Origin of the sequence: Antarctobacter heliothermus (genome assembly GCF_900188425.1) — a bacterium.
GTDB classification, from domain to species: domain Bacteria; phylum Pseudomonadota; class Alphaproteobacteria; order Rhodobacterales; family Rhodobacteraceae; genus Antarctobacter; species Antarctobacter heliothermus.
Genome location: NZ_FZON01000023.1, coordinates 1 through 14,113, shown reverse-complemented (window position 1 = coordinate 14,113; position 14,113 = coordinate 1). Strand labels below are relative to the sequence as shown.

Genomic DNA, 14,113 nt, shown 5'->3' with positions numbered 1-14,113 from the left:
GCATCCCCATCTTGGCGCTGTGCCCCTCCGGCACCTATTGGGACAGAACGACACCATGACCTTTCTCTTTGTTCTTGGCGGCTTGATCGCCCTCGTGGCGGGCGGTGACCTGCTGGTGCGCGGCGCGGTCAACCTGGCGCGCAGCCTGGCGGTGCCGCCGCTGGTGATCGGCCTGACACTGGTCGGCTTTGGCACCTCCGCGCCGGAACTTGTGACCAGCCTGCAAGCGGCGCTCAGCGGGTCGCCCGGTCTGGCCGTGGGCAACGTGGTGGGCAGCAACATCGGCAACGTGCTGCTGATCCTCGGGATTGCCGCGCTGATCGCGCCGATCGCGGTGGACACCCGCGCGCTGTGGCGCGACGGCGCGGTGCTGGCGGGGGCCACGGCGCTGGGGCTGTGGGCCATGAGCCAAGGCACCATTGGCCGCGCAACCGGCGCGGTCTTTGTGGCCGCGCTGCTGGCCTATGTCGGCACCACCCTGCTGCTGGAACGCCGCCGCGCCAGCGACACCGGCGCGCTCTACACCGCTGAGGCCGACCTGCTGCCCAAACACCCCACCCGACTGGGCCGCGACGCCCTGCTGACACTTGCCGGGCTGGCGCTGACGGTGCTTGGCGCGCGGTTTCTGGTGCAGGGGGCCGTGGGGATTGCCGCCTCCATGGGCATCTCCGAGACGATCATCGGCCTGACCATAGTCGCAATCGGCACCTCGATGCCCGAACTGGTCACCTCTGTCATGGCGGTCCGCCGAGGCGAAGGCGCGGTCGCCCTGGGCAACGTCATCGGCAGCAACGTGTTCAACCTGCTCGGAATTCTCGGCATCACGGCCCTCGTCGTGCCAATCGATGTCCCCGCGCAAATCCTGAGCGTGGACATCTGGGTCATGGCGGCCGCGACGTTGGCGCTGCTGGTCTTTGCAACCACAGGGGCGCGCGTGTCGCGGCGAGAGGCCGGGGCGCTGCTGGCGTCCTACGCGGCCTATATGGGCTGGCTGCTGATGACCGCCTGAGACAATACACAATCGACCCCCACAGCCGCCCCTGCGACTTTGCTGCATTTGCACAGACTGAAACCAGACGCTAGTTTGGGGGCACACATTTCAAAAAACCTGACCTCATGAAACCCAAATTGATGACGGTTCTGCCCGGCTACAGCCGCGCGGACCTATCCCGTGACACGCTGGCCGGCGTGACCGTTGCCATGGTTGCCCTGCCCCTCAGTCTCGCCATTGCCATCGCCTCGGGGGCCGATCCGGGGGCGGGGTTGGTGACTGCCATCATTGGCGGTTTTCTGGTGTCGCTGTTGGGCGGCAGCCGGGTGCAGATCGGCGGGCCAACCGGCGCGTTTATCGTTGTGGTCTATGGCACCATCATCGCCCACGGCTATGACGGGCTGGTCATCGCCACATTCATGGCGGGGGTTCTGTTGCTGATCGCAGGCGCGCTCAAGGCGGGCAAGCTGGTCGCGCTGGTGCCAGAGCCGGTCATCAACGGCTTTACCATCGGCATTGCCGTGATCATCGCCGCCAGCCAGCTCAAGGATCTGCTGGGCCTGACAATGGCAGAGGTTCCGGCCGATTTCCTGCCCAAGATCGCGGCGCTCTGGGACGCGCGCGACACGTTCAACGGCGCGGCACTGGCCACCGGGCTGGGGACGATGGTGCTGATCGTGCTGCTGCGCCGCGCAGCCCCCCGGCTTCCGGGGCTGGTTGTGGCCGTGGGGCTGGGATCGGCGGCGGTGGCGCTGCTGTCGCTGCCCGTGGACACGATCCAGTCGCGCTTTGGCGCGCTGCCCGCGACGCTGCCCATGCCCGCTCTGCCCGACCTGTCGCTGGCCCGAATGCAGGAATTGCTGCCCTCGGCGGTGGTGATCGCCTTTCTGGCAGGGGTCGAATCTCTGCTGTCGGCCATGGTCGCCGACCGCATGATCGCAGGAAAGCACCGCCCCAACGCCGAGATGCTGGCGCAGGGCGCGGCCAATATCGGCTCATCCTTGTTTGGCGGCCTGCCCGTCACCGGAGCCATCGCCCGCACCGCAACCAACGTCCGCGCCGGGGGCCGCACGCCGGTGGCCGGGCTGGTCCATGCGGCGACAATCCTGTTGGTGATGCTGGTGGCCGCGCCTTTGGCCGGCAAACTGGCGATGCCCGCGCTGGCCGGGCTGTTGATCCTGACCGCATGGAACATGTCAGAGCCGCACAAATGGCGCGGCTACATGGCCGGTCGCCGGTCGGATGTGGGGCTGTTGGGTCTGACAATGGTTCTGACGGTGCTGGCGGATCTGACCGTGGCGATTGCCGTCGGCGTCGCCCTGGGTCTGGCCCTGCGGTTGGCCCGCCGCGATGCGCCGCCCGCCGACTGGACACCGCGCGACAAGTGATCCGCGCGGCCCCCCCCGGCGCTGGCTGTAACGCCCGCCGTGAGGCCCTCGGCAGGCCGGGCTTGAGCCCGGAAAACGCGGCCCCCAATCCGGCCCAATCCCTAACCGTTCGTAAATTCGTCTCTGTAAGCCCTTGATCTTACACAGGCGCACCGCTGTCCACGCGTGGACAGCCCCGCTCAGAGATCGCGAAAGATGTTGTCATCCTCGGCAAAATCCAGCTGCGCCTCGCTGACGGTGCCCTCATTGATATCGCGGGTCTCGACCCGCCCGTCACCATAGCCAATGATCACCTTGTCGCAGATATCGATGAACAGCCCGTTCTCGACCACGCCGGGGATCTGGTTGAGCACCATGGCCAGCTGCCGCGCGTTGCCGATCCGCCCCAGATGCAGGTCCAGAATATGATTGCCCTCATCGGTATAGAACGGCTTGTCCCCATTCATCCGCAGCGTCGTCTGACGGCCCATCACATCCATCGACACCAATGTCTCTTCGATCAGGGCCTGCGAGGTCTGCATCCCGAAGGGGATCACCTCGACCGGCAGCGGAAAGTTCCCCAGCCGCTCGACCTCCTTGGCCGCGTCGGCGATGACCACCATCTGATCGCTCGCCGTCGCCACGATCTTTTCCTGCAACAGCGCGCCGCCGCCGCCCTTGATCAGGTTCAGATCGCCATCAAACTCATCCGCGCCATCAATGGTAATGTCCAGCCAGCGCGCCTCATCGAGCGAGATCACCTCGATCCCCACGTCCCGCGCCAGTTCAGCCGTGCGGGTCGAGGTCGGCACGCCACGAAAGCGCAGCCCCTCTTCGCGCACCAACTCCCCCAGGCAGCGGACCAGCCACGCCGCAGTCGAGCCGGTGCCCAATCCCACGCGCATGCCGGAGTCCACCAGGCTTGCTGCCTGTTTGGCAGCGGCGAATTTCGCCTTGTCGATCGGGGACAGCTCTCCGGTCATGGACATCTCCTATGGGTATGAGGCAACGGACCGCGCTCTTATAGGTCGCACCCGTCCGGGGCGCGAGGTGAAAGTGGGGCCTGTCGCGGGCTTACATCCGCACCCGAACCGGATCAAAGCCCAGCAGGAAACGTTTGCCCTGCCCGGCATTGCCCGGCAGCGCCTTGCAGCGCGCCTTGACCGTGGACAGATCCGTCTTGCGCGCGGCGCGGGTGAAAAAGCTCATGTCGGTCATGACCTTTTGACCGTTCACCTTGATCCAGCCCTTGCGGAACGCCTTGGTTGTATTGCGATGGGCAAAGCTGGTGGTGGCGCTGGTCGCGCCGCAGACATGCGCCACACCGCGGATGTCCATAACCGCCCAGGCAATGTTGATCTTGCCCATATTTGTGTCCCACCCCATTTCACTTTGGGTGAAACGAGCGCTGACCGGCACCTCGACAAGCGTCTGTTGTGCAGTGGCGACCCCGGCGGACAACAGGAGGGCAGCAGCGAACACGGGCGATAGAATGGTGCGGACCATGGGAACTCTCAGTCAGGCAATTGCGGTTTCGCGCCATGGGCTAGGCCGCCCATGGCTGCGCCGCAACCACCCTGTCCGGCCCGACGCCAGGGCACGTCGCAAATCGGCAACACAGACAGATCAGCGCGTGGTCAACCGCCCCTCGGCACGCAGCCCGTCCGACGGTGCCCCCTGCGGGGCACCCCCGGCGGGTTCCTCGCTGACCAGCAGCCGCGCGCCGCTGAGATCGCGCACCACTTCCGGTGGCAGCGCAACCAGCGTTTCGGCGCTGCGCAACAGTGCCAACGACATCGGCGCGCCGTCATCCGGCATCAACCACAGCTCCAGCACGCGCCCGTCTGCGGCAGCCCCGGTCCGGCGCGCGACCGTCAGCACGCCGGTGGCGGTGTCAAACCGCGCATCCAGCGTCAGCGCCCCGTCTGCCGCCGACAGGTCGGCGCTCAATACCGGGCGATCCGGCTCCAGCAGGCCAGAAGCAAAGACACCCCAGGCCAGCACCACCCCGACCACAGCACCGACAAGGTAGGGCAACACCTGCTGCCACACCGGGGCCTTTTCCACCGCGCCAAACACCTTGCCCTCGATCCGGCGCAGCACTTGCGGCGGCGGGGTCTCTTCGGGGATCAGATCGGTGAAGCAGGCGAAATACTCGGCCCAGGCCGCCACATCCTGTTGCAGGTCCGGTTCCGCCACCAGTTGCGACTCGAAACCGGCGATTTCCTCCTTGGGCATCAGACCCAGAGAGTATTCCGCTGCCCCGGCCTCCCAGCCGCCCGGCAAGTCCCTGTCCAACGGCGTCTTCATCGGCTCAGACAATCGCGCAGCGCCAGCAGATCGCCGCGCAATGTGGCCCGCAGGCTGTCCTGCGATGCCCCCGCGCTGCGCGCCAGATCGGCATAGGTCGCCCCGTACAGATAGGCCTGTCGCAGCATGTCGGCGCGGGCGCGCGGCAATTCGCGCAGGCAGGTCTCCAGCGCCCGCGCCTCTTCACGCAGGCCCTCCAGTTCCTTGACCTCGGGACGGGGCGCATACAGCCGCTCGGTGATTTCCACCGGCCCGGTCATCCGGCCCGCCGCGCGTTCCGCCCCCAGCCGCGCGATAGAGGCATCGCGGGTGATCGTCACCAGCCAAGTCAGCGGCGAGGCCAGCGCGCCACGATACTGCGCCGCGCGCTCCCACACGCCGGTAAAGACCTCTTCCATGACCTCCTGCGCCAGCGCCTCGTCGCGCAGGATGCGCAAGGCGATGCCATAGAGTTTGGCGGATGTCGCCGCGTACAACTTGCGGAACGCGGTCCGGTCGCCGCTGGACACACGGGCCAGCAAGGCTTCGATCTCTTCCTGCGCGGTCATACCGAACGCCTCACCACTTCCTCTTGCCCCTCGCCAAGATATGTTGCACCTAACGCAAGGCATACGAGATTTGACAGAAGGACGCGGGCACCATGGCCGACGGGATGATCGATATCAACGCGAAACCGACCGAGGAAATCTCTGTCCGCGAGGTGTTTGGCATCGACAGCGACATGATTGTCCATGGTTTTCCGGACCGCACCGCGCGGGTGCCGGACCTTGATTCCACCTATAAGTTCGATCCCGACACCACGCTGGCCATCCTTGCGGGGTTCAACCGCAACCGCCGCGTGATGATCCAGGGCTATCACGGCACAGGCAAATCGACGCATATCGAACAGGTTGCCGCGCGCCTGAACTGGCCTGCGGTCCGCGTGAACCTTGACAGCCACATCAGCCGCATCGACCTGATCGGCAAGGACGCGATCAAGCTGGTGGACGGCAAGCAGGTCACGCAATTCCAGGAAGGCATCCTGCCCTGGGCGCTGCGCAACCCCACCGCGATCGTGTTTGACGAATATGACGCAGGCCGCGCCGACGTGATGTTCGTGATCCAACGCGTGCTGGAAACCGACGGCAAGCTGACGCTGCTGGACCAGAACGAGGTCATCACCCCGCACAAGTATTTCCGCATCTTCGCCACCGCGAACACCGTGGGCCTTGGCGACACGACGGGCCTGTACCACGGCACGCAACAGATCAACCAGGGCCAGATGGACCGTTGGTCGCTGGTGGCGACGCTGAACTACCTGTCGATTGATGCGGAAACCCAGATCATCCTGTCCAAGGCACCGCATTACAACAACGAAAAGGGCCGCAAGACGATCCGCCAGATGGTGACCGTGGCCGATTTCAGCCGCCGCGCCTTTATGAATGGTGAGTTGTCGACCGTGATGTCGCCCCGGACCGTGATCGCCTGGGCGCAAAACGCCGAGATCTTCCGCGATGTCGGCTATGCTTTCCGCGTGTCCTTCCTGAACAAATGCGATGAACTGGAGCGCCAGACCGTAGCCGAGTTCTACCAGCGTTGCTTTGATGAGGAACTGCCGGAAAGCGCGGCCTCGCTCAGCCTTGGCTGACAATACTGGCCTCCGGAATGCCTGGGTCCGCTTGGCGGGCGTGGGCATTCTGCTTGCCGTGGCCGGTGTTTACATGGTGCAGCACAACCGGCCCCCTTTTCCCAAGGTTGACCCAAAGGCTGATCCCGCCGCCCCGTTACAGGGCTATAGCGCCGACAATTTCTGCCATGAATTCCTGAAGGTTGCCCTCGAAAACGAGGACGACCGGGTGGTGGTGGTCGAGACCGCAGACCTGACAGAGATGCGCGACGGGTTTTACGAGCGCATCCGCTTTTTCAGCGACCAGCGCGGCGATGACGACTTTGAACTGGGGTTCCAGGCGCGAATCCAGTTCTACCGGATCCTCCAGAATCTGGCGCAACCCGATCTGGCAGACAATGCCCGCGAAGTGCTGGAAACCCAGATCACCGACTGCCGCAATAGGTTGGCGAAACTGGGCGTGCCGAAAAAACCCGAGCCGAGCGCATTGCAGCAAATGCACTGGGACCGCTAGGCCGGGAGTAGCGGGCGCGCCTTGGGCGCCGCCGGTCTGTAGCCCACAAATATCCCGCCCCCCCCCACACCGAAAGCGCCGATTCTGCATGCATCCGGGCCTTTCGCCTTCTGTGCGGCGCCGCGGCTTTGCCCACACAAACCAAAAGTTTTCATTTCGCCTTATTGTTTGGCAATAATTTCGGCGTAAAGTTCACTTCATGGGCGTTTTGAAAACAATAATAACCGCCTTAGGCCTATGGAGCATCGCCACCAGCCCGCTGATGGCCTTGACGGATGTACCGCGTGAACGGGCGCAGATCTTTGCCACCTGTCTTGGACGCGCGTCGGCAGAGATGGAGCATAGCTGGCTCATCGGGGGCGGCGCGGATGCGGCGCAGGACCGCCGCGCCCTGTTCGAAATGCTGTTGGACACAGTTGCGTCCCGCTCCGGCATCCCCGGCCCCGAACTGCTGGATATGCGCATCCGCGCCAAGTTTGCGCAGGCCCACCTGCTGCAAATCGCCACCTTTCACACTGACCCCGACCGAAAACGTCGCGCCGACGCGGCGGCCCGCCGGGCACAACGCCCCTGCGCGGCGCTGATTCTTGGTTGATCCCCTCAACCGGTTCTAGTTGAAAGTCGGACAGACCCCGCCGGACGCCTCATTGAAACGGTCCATCAGGCTGCGCGCCTCTGGCGTTCGGATCAGCGCAACATACGCCTCTGTCCAATCCACCAGCTCTTGTCGCAAAAGGTCGCGTTTGTCCTGATCCTCGACCGCCTCCAAGGCGCTCACGACCTCTCCACGTCGGCGCCCGTTTGCAATCATCGACCGGGTCAGCGCGTTCAACGCAGAGACATCCGCCGCGCCCATCGCCTCATACAGCGGCCCCGCCCCATTCGAAATCTGGTGCGTGAGGCAATCAAAAAACCGGGCCTGACTGAGGCTGAAGGATATGACCAACGTCAGCGCCTGCTCTGCCGCGCCGGGCGCAACCCGCGTATAGCTGCGCGCATAGTCCACCGGGATCCGGGTCGCCGGTTCGCGGTGCGCGCCCTCCAGAACCAGAACATCCCCCGCAAGGCGCAGGGCAAAGGGCAACTCGAAATGGTTCAGCTGAGCCTTGACCGCCAGATCGCGCGAGCGTTCGAGTTCCAGTAGCAGCCCGCCGTAGCGGATTGACGTGCCCGACCGGAACACGCCGAACTTGCCGTCCCCGGCCCGTTCCAGCACCACCTCTGTCGCGACGCCCACATAGCCGCCGTCGTCCGACCACAGCGCATTGGACGGTCCCGACATCGCCTTCATCCAGTATTGCGTGACCGCCACCGTGTCCGGCTCTGGCCCCGGTGCAAAGACCAGCAGTTCCTGTCCCGCCACCCTGATCCCCGACAGATACGGGAACACGCGGTCCCCCAACCACGCGCCATGCAGGTCGGACAGATCGGAAACCGGGACCGCCTCGGCCAGCGCGCTGTGGTTCACCACAAACATCTTCAGCGCCTCGATCGAACAGCCCAACGGGCCATCCGGGTCTTCGGAGACGCCGGTCGGCGGCGGCGGCACATGAAACGCGGCCTGCATCTCGGCACAGGTGACATCCGCGCGGGCAAGTCCCGGCAAGACCAGCAGACAGGCGCAAAGCAGACGCAACATCGCGGAAATCCTTTCGCTCAAAAACAAATCGACCAATTTCGGCAGCCTACCTCAAAACCGTCCCACGACCAAGACTGCGCCCCCTTGCAGGCGCACCTCAAAGGGCGGATAAAAGCCCCATGAACAAGCCCAGCGACAACCCCGCCGATCCGTTCAAGAAGGCCCTCGCCGAGGCGACCAAGGTGATGGCCGACGATCCTGAACTGTCGGTCAGCTATTCGGTCGACCCGTCCGGCGTGTCTGGCGAATCCATGCGCCTGCCGCAGGTCTCGCGGCGGATGTCGCGCGATGAGGTGATGCTGGCGCGTGGCACGGCGGATGCGCTGGCGCTGTATCACCGCTACCACGACAACAGCACCCATTCGCGTTACATGCCGCAGGGCGACATGGCGCGCGAATTGTACGAGTCGATGGAAACCGCGCGGTGCGAGGCGATGGGCGCGCGCGACATGCCCGGCACCGCCGGCAACATCGACGCAAAGATCGCCGCCGAGGCCACCCGGCGTGGCTATGGTCAGATCCGCGAGGCGGCGGATGCGCCGCTGTCGGTGGCCGCCAATTATCTGATCCGGCATCTGGCCACCGGACGCGATCTGCCGCCCGACGCGACCAACGTCATGAACCTGTGGCGCGGGTTCATGGAAAACCAGGCGGGCGACACGCTTGACCGGCTGGACGACACGCTGGCCGATCAGACCGCCTTTGCGAAATTCGCGCGCCAGATGATCACCGATCTGGGCTATGGCGACCAGTTGGGCGATGACCCCGACAGCTTTGACGACGACTCGGACGACGACGGCGTTGACGACGAACAGGACGATCAGGATCCCGATTCCACCGGCGACGACGACGACGATGGCGAAGAGGCAGACGCCTCTCCCGAACAGTCGCAGGAGGAAACCCAGGATCCCTCCCAGGCGCAGGTCTCTATGGATGAGATGGCCGATCAGGAGCTGGGCGAAGAGGCCGAGATGCCAGAGGGAGAGGCCCCGCTGGAGCCGCCCGCCCCACAGCCCATTTCCGAGGCCGACCCGGATTATGCGGTCTATTCGACCGAAAACGACGAAGAGATCGCCGCCGAGGATCTGGCCGAACCGATCGAGCTGGAACGCCTGCGCGCCTATCTGGATCAGCAGCTGGAACCGCTGAAAGGCGCTGTTTCGCGGCTGGCCAACAAGCTGCAACGCCGTCTTCAGGCGCAGCAGAACCGCAGCTGGGAGTTTGACCGCGAGGAAGGCATCCTAGACGCCGGTCGCCTTGCCCGCGTGGTGGCCAACCCGACGACGCCGCTGTCGTTCAAGGTCGAAAAGGACACCGAATTCCGCGATACGGTGGTGACGCTGCTGCTGGACAACTCCGGCTCCATGCGCGGCCGCCCCATCAGCATTGCCGCGATCTGCGCCGACGTTCTGGCGCGCACGCTGGAACGCTGCTCCGTCAAGGTCGAGATCCTCGGCTTTACCACCCGCGCGTGGAAAGGCGGGCTGGCGCGAGAGGCGTGGCTGAATGCGGGACGCGAGCAACAGCCCGGCCGCCTGAATGACCTGCGCCACATCATCTACAAACATGCGGACGCGCCGTGGCGGCGCACCCGTGACAACCTTGGTCTGATGATGAAAGAGGGCCTGTTGAAGGAAAACATCGACGGTGAGGCACTGGAATGGGCGCACCGCCGGATGGCGGGACGCCCCGAGGTGCGCAAGATCCTGATGGTGATTTCCGACGGCGCGCCGGTGGACGACTCGACCCTGTCGGTAAACCCGGCCAACTATCTGGAAAAGCACCTGCGCGACGTGATCGCCATGGTCGAGCGCCGCAAGCAGGTGGAACTGCTGGCCATCGGCATTGGCCATGACGTGACACGCTACTATGACCGCGCCGTGACCATCACCGATGTGGAACAACTGGCCGGCGCGATGACCGAACAACTGGCGGCGCTGTTTGACAGTGATCCGCGCGCCCGCGCCCGGTTCATGGGCATCAAGCGCGCAGGTTGACGCCGGTCAGTCGGCGTCCGGTGTCCATTGTCGCAAGGTCGCGTTGGCGGGGCTGTCGCCGCTGGCGGTCAGCTGTAACATGCTGATTTTCCACCGCTCCGCAACGCGCTTCAGAATGATGAAACTAACGTAGGGATCGTCAGTCAACAGCTTTCCGGCGCGGATATAGCGTGTCTCATAGGTGGCCCAGATGGTCTGCCCATCCTTGAAATCCGCCTCCAGCGCGCGGCGCATCATATGGGTCAACTGTCGCGATCGCAGGCTGTCTATGAACGCCTGGCATATGGCACGCATCTCGGCCTCCGTTCGGGCGACGGTCCGTCCCTCAAGGCTTTCCAATGTGCAGGGCAGATCGCAAAAGGCCAGCGTGCCCTCTAGGTCGCCGGAAATTGTCGCCTCACCCTGACGATCCAGAAAATCCTGTGTCACGCTGCGTGCGTCGTACATGGTCATCCACCAGCCAATCGAAACCCGGATACGCGGGTCCAAACCTAGCACATGCCAGCCGAGGCTTTAAGAAATCCCTAGCGCCCGGTCTTGCGACCCGCCCCCCATCGGATACCTTGCGCCGCAAAGGAGACCCCCATGTTCCAGAGTTTCACCGAGACAGCCTCACCCGATCAGGGACCGCCCCGCCTTGCCGCCTTGCGTGAGAAACTGGCCGACACCGGCCTTGACGGGTTCCTGATCCCCCGCGCCGACGCGCATCAGGGTGAGGATGTGGCCGACCGGGATGAACGTCTGTCCTGGCTGACCGGCTTCACCGGATCGGCGGGCTGGTGCGTGGCCCTGCGGGACCGGGCGGCTGTCTTTGTGGACGGGCGGTATCGCGTGCAGGTCAAGGCGCAGGTCGCCGATGTGTTCGAAAAGGTCGACTGGCCGGAAACCTCGCTGGCCGACTGGATCGGCACGGCGCTGGACAAGGGCAAGCTGGGCTTTGACCCGTGGTTGCTGAGCGTCGATCTGCACCGGACGCTTGTCGACAAGCTGCCCGATCTGACCCTGACCCCCACCGACAACCTGGTGGATGCGATCTGGCCGGATCAACCCGCCCCGCCGCAGGGCCGCGTCTTTGCGCAATCGCTGGACCTTGCGGGTGAGGCTCACGCGGACAAGATCACGCGGCTGGCCAAGGATCTGACCGCTGGGGCCGCCGTGATCACCCTGCCCGACAGCATTGCCTGGCTGCTCAATATCCGCGGCAGCGACATTGCCCGCACCCCTGTGCCGCACGGCTTTGCCGTGCTGCACGGCAATGCCACCGTCACTCTGTATATGGACGCGGCCAAGCTGGCAGATATAGGCGATCACCTTGGCCCTCAGGTCACGCTGCGCACGCCTGCCGACTTTCTGACCGATCTTGCCGCGCTGACCGGCCCGGTTCAGATCGACCCGGCCAGTTGTCCGGTCGCGGTGGCCGACGCGCTCAGTGACCCAAAGGACGGGCCTGATCCCTGCCTCATGCCAAAGGCGATCAAGAACGCCGCCGAACTGGACGGCACCCGCGCCGCGCACCACCGCGACGCGCTGGCCATGGTGCGGTTTCTGGCATGGCTGGACGCGCAAGCCCCCGGCAGCCTGACCGAAATCGGCGTCGTCAAACGTCTTGAGGAAGAGCGCCGCGCCACCAACGCCCTGCGCGACATCTCTTTCGAGACAATCTCTGGCAGCGGACCCAATGGCGCAATTGTGCACTACCGCGTCACCGACAACACCGACCGGCCCGTGGGCGACGGCGAACTGCTGCTGGTGGATTCCGGCGGTCAATATGTGGACGGCACCACCGACATCACCCGCACAATCGCCATCGGCACGCCGGGGGCCGAGGAAACCCAGGCCTTTACCCGTGTGCTCAAGGGGATGATCGCCATCTCGCGGCTGCGCTTTCCCAAAGGGCTGGCCGGGCGCGACATTGATCCCTTTGCGCGCGCAGCGCTGTGGGAAGTCGGGCTGGACTATGGCCACGGCACCGGCCACGGCGTCGGTGCCTATCTGTCCGTCCACGAAGGCCCCCAGCGCATCGCCCGTACCGGCACAGTGCCGCTGGAGGCGGGCATGATCCTGTCCAATGAACCGGGTTTCTACCGCGAAGGCGCCTACGGCATCCGGATCGAAAACCTGATCGCCGTGCGACCCGCGCCAAAACTGGACGGGCAAAGCGTGCCGCAGATGCTGGAATTTGAAACTTTGACCTGGGTGCCTATAGACACCCGGCTGATCGACGTTACTCTACTGACCAAGGCCGAACGCACCTGGCTGAATGACTATCACCAACAGGTCTACGACACGCTGTCCCCGCATCTGGATGCGGCAACAGGGCAGTGGCTGTCCGGGGCCTGTTCTGTCATCTGACATGACAAGGTTACACGGCCCGCGTCTGTTGTGCGGGCAAATTCTGGGGGACATGACATGAGCAATATCACCATCACGCCGGCCAGCGGCACCTGGGTTGTGCGCGCCGGGGGGGCCGTTCTGGGCGAATCCGCAAATGCGCTGGAATTGCACGAAGACGGCTATCCGATGATCGTCTACTTTCCGCGTAGCGACATCGCCATGGCCTTTCTCGATGCCACCGATCACACCACCGCCTGTCCGCACAAGGGCGCGGCCAGCTATTTCTCGATCATGTCGAAATCCACAACTTATGTGAACGCGGCCTGGTCCTATGAGGATCCCAAGCCCGATGTGGCCCAGATCAAGGACCACATCGCCTTTTATGCTCAGGACGGCGTGGCGGTCGAACACGTCTGACCGCAGGCTATGCCGACACGATGACCCGGACCCCGTGCGCCCTCGGCGCGCGGGGTTCGCGTTTCAGCAGCCCTTTGGAATACACCAACCGCCGGGTGATGCGCCCGCAAAGCCCGGTCAGTCCCGCAAAGCGACCGGCAACGCGTTCACCGCCACCCAGACGCCGGGCGGCGGCCCTCAACCTGACAAAGACACTCGGAAATGCCGCACGGCCAAGAGTCCGGCCAAGCTGAACTGGCCTGACAAATCGATCCGCCGCCACCCGGCGGGCTTTTCCTGCGCAGTGACCGCTCTTGGCCTGCCTCCTTCAACCGATTGATATGTATGGCTGCTATCCGCTATCATGTCCCTGACATTGCCCCTCCGGGCGCTTTGGGCCAGTTCTGGGACATCGCCTATGCAACAAGGGACGACACCATGCTTAGATTGCTGACACTCCTCTCGGCCATATTCCTCGCCAGTGCGGCGGCGGCCACGACCCTCTGGGTGGATGCGCCCCGCGACGGGTATCTCAACCTGCGCACCGGGCCATCCGTCCAATACGATGTGCTTGGCAAGATGCCGCACGCCAGCCGGGTCAAGCTGCTCGAAGCGCCGGGAAAATGGGTCAAGGTCAGGCATGTCTCTGGTCTGATCGGATGGGCGCACAGCGGCTTTCTCACCGACCACGACCCGGCAAAGGGCCATGACCGCGACGTCGGGCACAACCGCGGGCAGGACTATTGGATCGACGCCCCCCGTGACGGCCACCTGAACCTGCGCAACGGGCCGGGACGGTCCTACACTGTCATCGACAAGATGCCCCACGGCGCAAAGGCCCGTGTGATCTACAAACAGGACGGCTGGTACAAGCTGACCTTCGAAGGCAGGACTGGATGGGCCAGCAGCCGCTTTCTGTCTGATCGCAAACCGTCGGTTGACCACGGCCGCGACGGCGG

15 protein-coding genes are annotated in these 14,113 nt (G+C 64.5%); 9 read left to right on the top strand and 6 right to left on the bottom strand.

Translation table 11 applies throughout. The features are described 5' to 3' along the window. The first annotated feature begins 55 nt into the window (after positions 1 to 55). Entirely contained in the window at positions 56 to 1,009 is a 954-nt protein-coding gene (locus tag CHB90_RS12945; RefSeq protein WP_089278293.1) for a calcium/sodium antiporter, read from the top strand. Positions 1,010 to 1,116: 107 nt separating this feature from the next. Further along, the gene (locus CHB90_RS12940; protein ID WP_089278292.1) at positions 1,117 to 2,379 is read left to right on the top strand and encodes a SulP family inorganic anion transporter; all 1,263 of its coding nucleotides are present in this window, start codon (positions 1,117 to 1,119) and stop codon (positions 2,377 to 2,379) included. 179 nt (positions 2,380 to 2,558) lie between these two features. On the opposite strand, the gene rpiA is transcribed toward CHB90_RS12940, so the two are convergent. From rpiA to CHB90_RS12920, 4 genes are all read right to left on the bottom strand, one after another. Beyond that, positions 2,559 to 3,341: a ribose-5-phosphate isomerase RpiA gene (gene rpiA, locus CHB90_RS12935; RefSeq protein ID WP_089278342.1), complete on the bottom strand. Its 783-nt coding sequence runs from the start codon at positions 3,339 to 3,341 to the stop codon at positions 2,559 to 2,561. Positions 3,342 to 3,432: 91 nt separating this feature from the next. Further along, the gene (locus tag CHB90_RS12930; RefSeq protein ID WP_089278291.1) at positions 3,433 to 3,864 is read right to left on the bottom strand and encodes a hypothetical protein; all 432 of its coding nucleotides are present in this window, start codon (positions 3,862 to 3,864) and stop codon (positions 3,433 to 3,435) included. 120 nt (positions 3,865 to 3,984) lie between these two features. Beyond that, complete coding sequence (locus tag CHB90_RS12925) at positions 3,985 to 4,656, bottom strand: anti-sigma factor (protein ID WP_089278290.1); 672 nt, start codon at positions 4,654 to 4,656, stop codon at positions 3,985 to 3,987. An 8-nt stretch (positions 4,657 to 4,664) separates the two neighbouring features. After that, complete coding sequence (locus tag CHB90_RS12920; RefSeq protein WP_089278289.1) at positions 4,665 to 5,216, bottom strand: sigma-70 family RNA polymerase sigma factor; 552 nt, start codon at positions 5,214 to 5,216, stop codon at positions 4,665 to 4,667. A 92-nt stretch (positions 5,217 to 5,308) separates the two neighbouring features. Here CHB90_RS12920 and cobS point away from each other — a divergent pair, with 92 nt between their 5' ends. From cobS to CHB90_RS12905, 3 genes are all read left to right on the top strand, one after another. Then, a complete protein-coding gene (gene cobS / locus CHB90_RS12915; RefSeq protein WP_089278288.1) occupies positions 5,309 to 6,295 on the top strand; it encodes a cobaltochelatase subunit CobS in 987 nt (328 codons plus the stop codon). A gap of 40 nt (positions 6,296 to 6,335) precedes the next feature. Next, positions 6,336 to 6,788, top strand: coding sequence for a hypothetical protein (locus tag CHB90_RS12910; protein ID WP_141135869.1), 453 nt, complete (start codon positions 6,336 to 6,338; stop codon positions 6,786 to 6,788). 262 nt (positions 6,789 to 7,050) lie between these two features. Next, the gene (locus tag CHB90_RS12905; RefSeq protein ID WP_089278286.1) at positions 7,051 to 7,383 is read left to right on the top strand and encodes a hypothetical protein; all 333 of its coding nucleotides are present in this window, start codon (positions 7,051 to 7,053) and stop codon (positions 7,381 to 7,383) included. A 15-nt stretch (positions 7,384 to 7,398) separates the two neighbouring features. Here the strand turns inward: CHB90_RS12905 and CHB90_RS12900 are convergent, their stop codons facing one another. Beyond that, positions 7,399 to 8,427, bottom strand: coding sequence for a hypothetical protein (locus CHB90_RS12900; protein ID WP_089278285.1), 1,029 nt, complete (start codon positions 8,425 to 8,427; stop codon positions 7,399 to 7,401). A 119-nt stretch (positions 8,428 to 8,546) separates the two neighbouring features. Here CHB90_RS12900 and cobT point away from each other — a divergent pair, with 119 nt between their 5' ends. Continuing rightward, positions 8,547 to 10,424 carry a cobaltochelatase subunit CobT gene (gene cobT / locus CHB90_RS12895; protein WP_089278284.1) on the top strand — a complete coding sequence of 626 codons (1,878 nt, stop codon included), beginning with the start codon at positions 8,547 to 8,549 and terminating at the stop codon, positions 10,422 to 10,424. 6 nt (positions 10,425 to 10,430) lie between these two features. On the opposite strand, the gene CHB90_RS12890 is transcribed toward cobT, so the two are convergent. Beyond that, positions 10,431 to 10,871, bottom strand: a complete 441-nt coding sequence (locus CHB90_RS12890; RefSeq protein ID WP_089278283.1) for a hypothetical protein — start codon at positions 10,869 to 10,871, stop codon at positions 10,431 to 10,433. Between the two features lie 138 nt (positions 10,872 to 11,009). Here CHB90_RS12890 and CHB90_RS12885 point away from each other — a divergent pair, with 138 nt between their 5' ends. The 3 genes from CHB90_RS12885 to CHB90_RS12875 all read left to right on the top strand — a co-directional run. After that, positions 11,010 to 12,776, top strand: coding sequence for an aminopeptidase P family protein (locus CHB90_RS12885; RefSeq protein ID WP_089278282.1), 1,767 nt, complete (start codon positions 11,010 to 11,012; stop codon positions 12,774 to 12,776). A gap of 57 nt (positions 12,777 to 12,833) precedes the next feature. Next, the gene (locus CHB90_RS12880) at positions 12,834 to 13,175 is read left to right on the top strand and encodes a DUF427 domain-containing protein (protein WP_089278281.1); all 342 of its coding nucleotides are present in this window, start codon (positions 12,834 to 12,836) and stop codon (positions 13,173 to 13,175) included. A gap of 417 nt (positions 13,176 to 13,592) precedes the next feature. Further along, positions 13,593 to 14,113: SH3 domain-containing protein (locus CHB90_RS12875; protein ID WP_089278280.1), on the top strand; the 521-nt coding region annotated here is incomplete at its 3' end.

Excerpts from the sequence above, each read along its gene's own strand:
- CHB90_RS12940 (WP_089278292.1), top strand. The coding sequence starts at position 1,117 with ATGAAACCCAAATTGATGACGGTTCTGCCCGGCTACAGCCGCGCGGAC.
- CHB90_RS12900 (WP_089278285.1), bottom strand. The coding sequence starts at position 8,427 with ATGTTGCGTCTGCTTTGCGCCTGTCTGCTGGTCTTGCCGGGACTTGCC.
- CHB90_RS12880 (WP_089278281.1), top strand. The coding sequence starts at position 12,834 with ATGAGCAATATCACCATCACGCCGGCCAGCGGCACCTGGGTTGTGCGC.
- CHB90_RS12905 (WP_089278286.1), top strand. The coding sequence starts at position 7,051 with ATGGCCTTGACGGATGTACCGCGTGAACGGGCGCAGATCTTTGCCACC.
- CHB90_RS12890 (WP_089278283.1), bottom strand. The coding sequence starts at position 10,871 with ATGTACGACGCACGCAGCGTGACACAGGATTTTCTGGATCGTCAGGGT.
- CHB90_RS12945 (WP_089278293.1), top strand. The coding sequence starts at position 56 with ATGACCTTTCTCTTTGTTCTTGGCGGCTTGATCGCCCTCGTGGCGGGC.
- CHB90_RS12885 (WP_089278282.1), top strand. The coding sequence starts at position 11,010 with ATGTTCCAGAGTTTCACCGAGACAGCCTCACCCGATCAGGGACCGCCC.
- CHB90_RS12930 (WP_089278291.1), bottom strand. The coding sequence starts at position 3,864 with ATGGTCCGCACCATTCTATCGCCCGTGTTCGCTGCTGCCCTCCTGTTG.
- cobS (WP_089278288.1), top strand. The coding sequence starts at position 5,309 with ATGGCCGACGGGATGATCGATATCAACGCGAAACCGACCGAGGAAATC.
- rpiA (WP_089278342.1), bottom strand. The coding sequence starts at position 3,341 with ATGACCGGAGAGCTGTCCCCGATCGACAAGGCGAAATTCGCCGCTGCC.
- cobT (WP_089278284.1), top strand. The coding sequence starts at position 8,547 with ATGAACAAGCCCAGCGACAACCCCGCCGATCCGTTCAAGAAGGCCCTC.
- CHB90_RS12920 (WP_089278289.1), bottom strand. The coding sequence starts at position 5,216 with ATGACCGCGCAGGAAGAGATCGAAGCCTTGCTGGCCCGTGTGTCCAGC.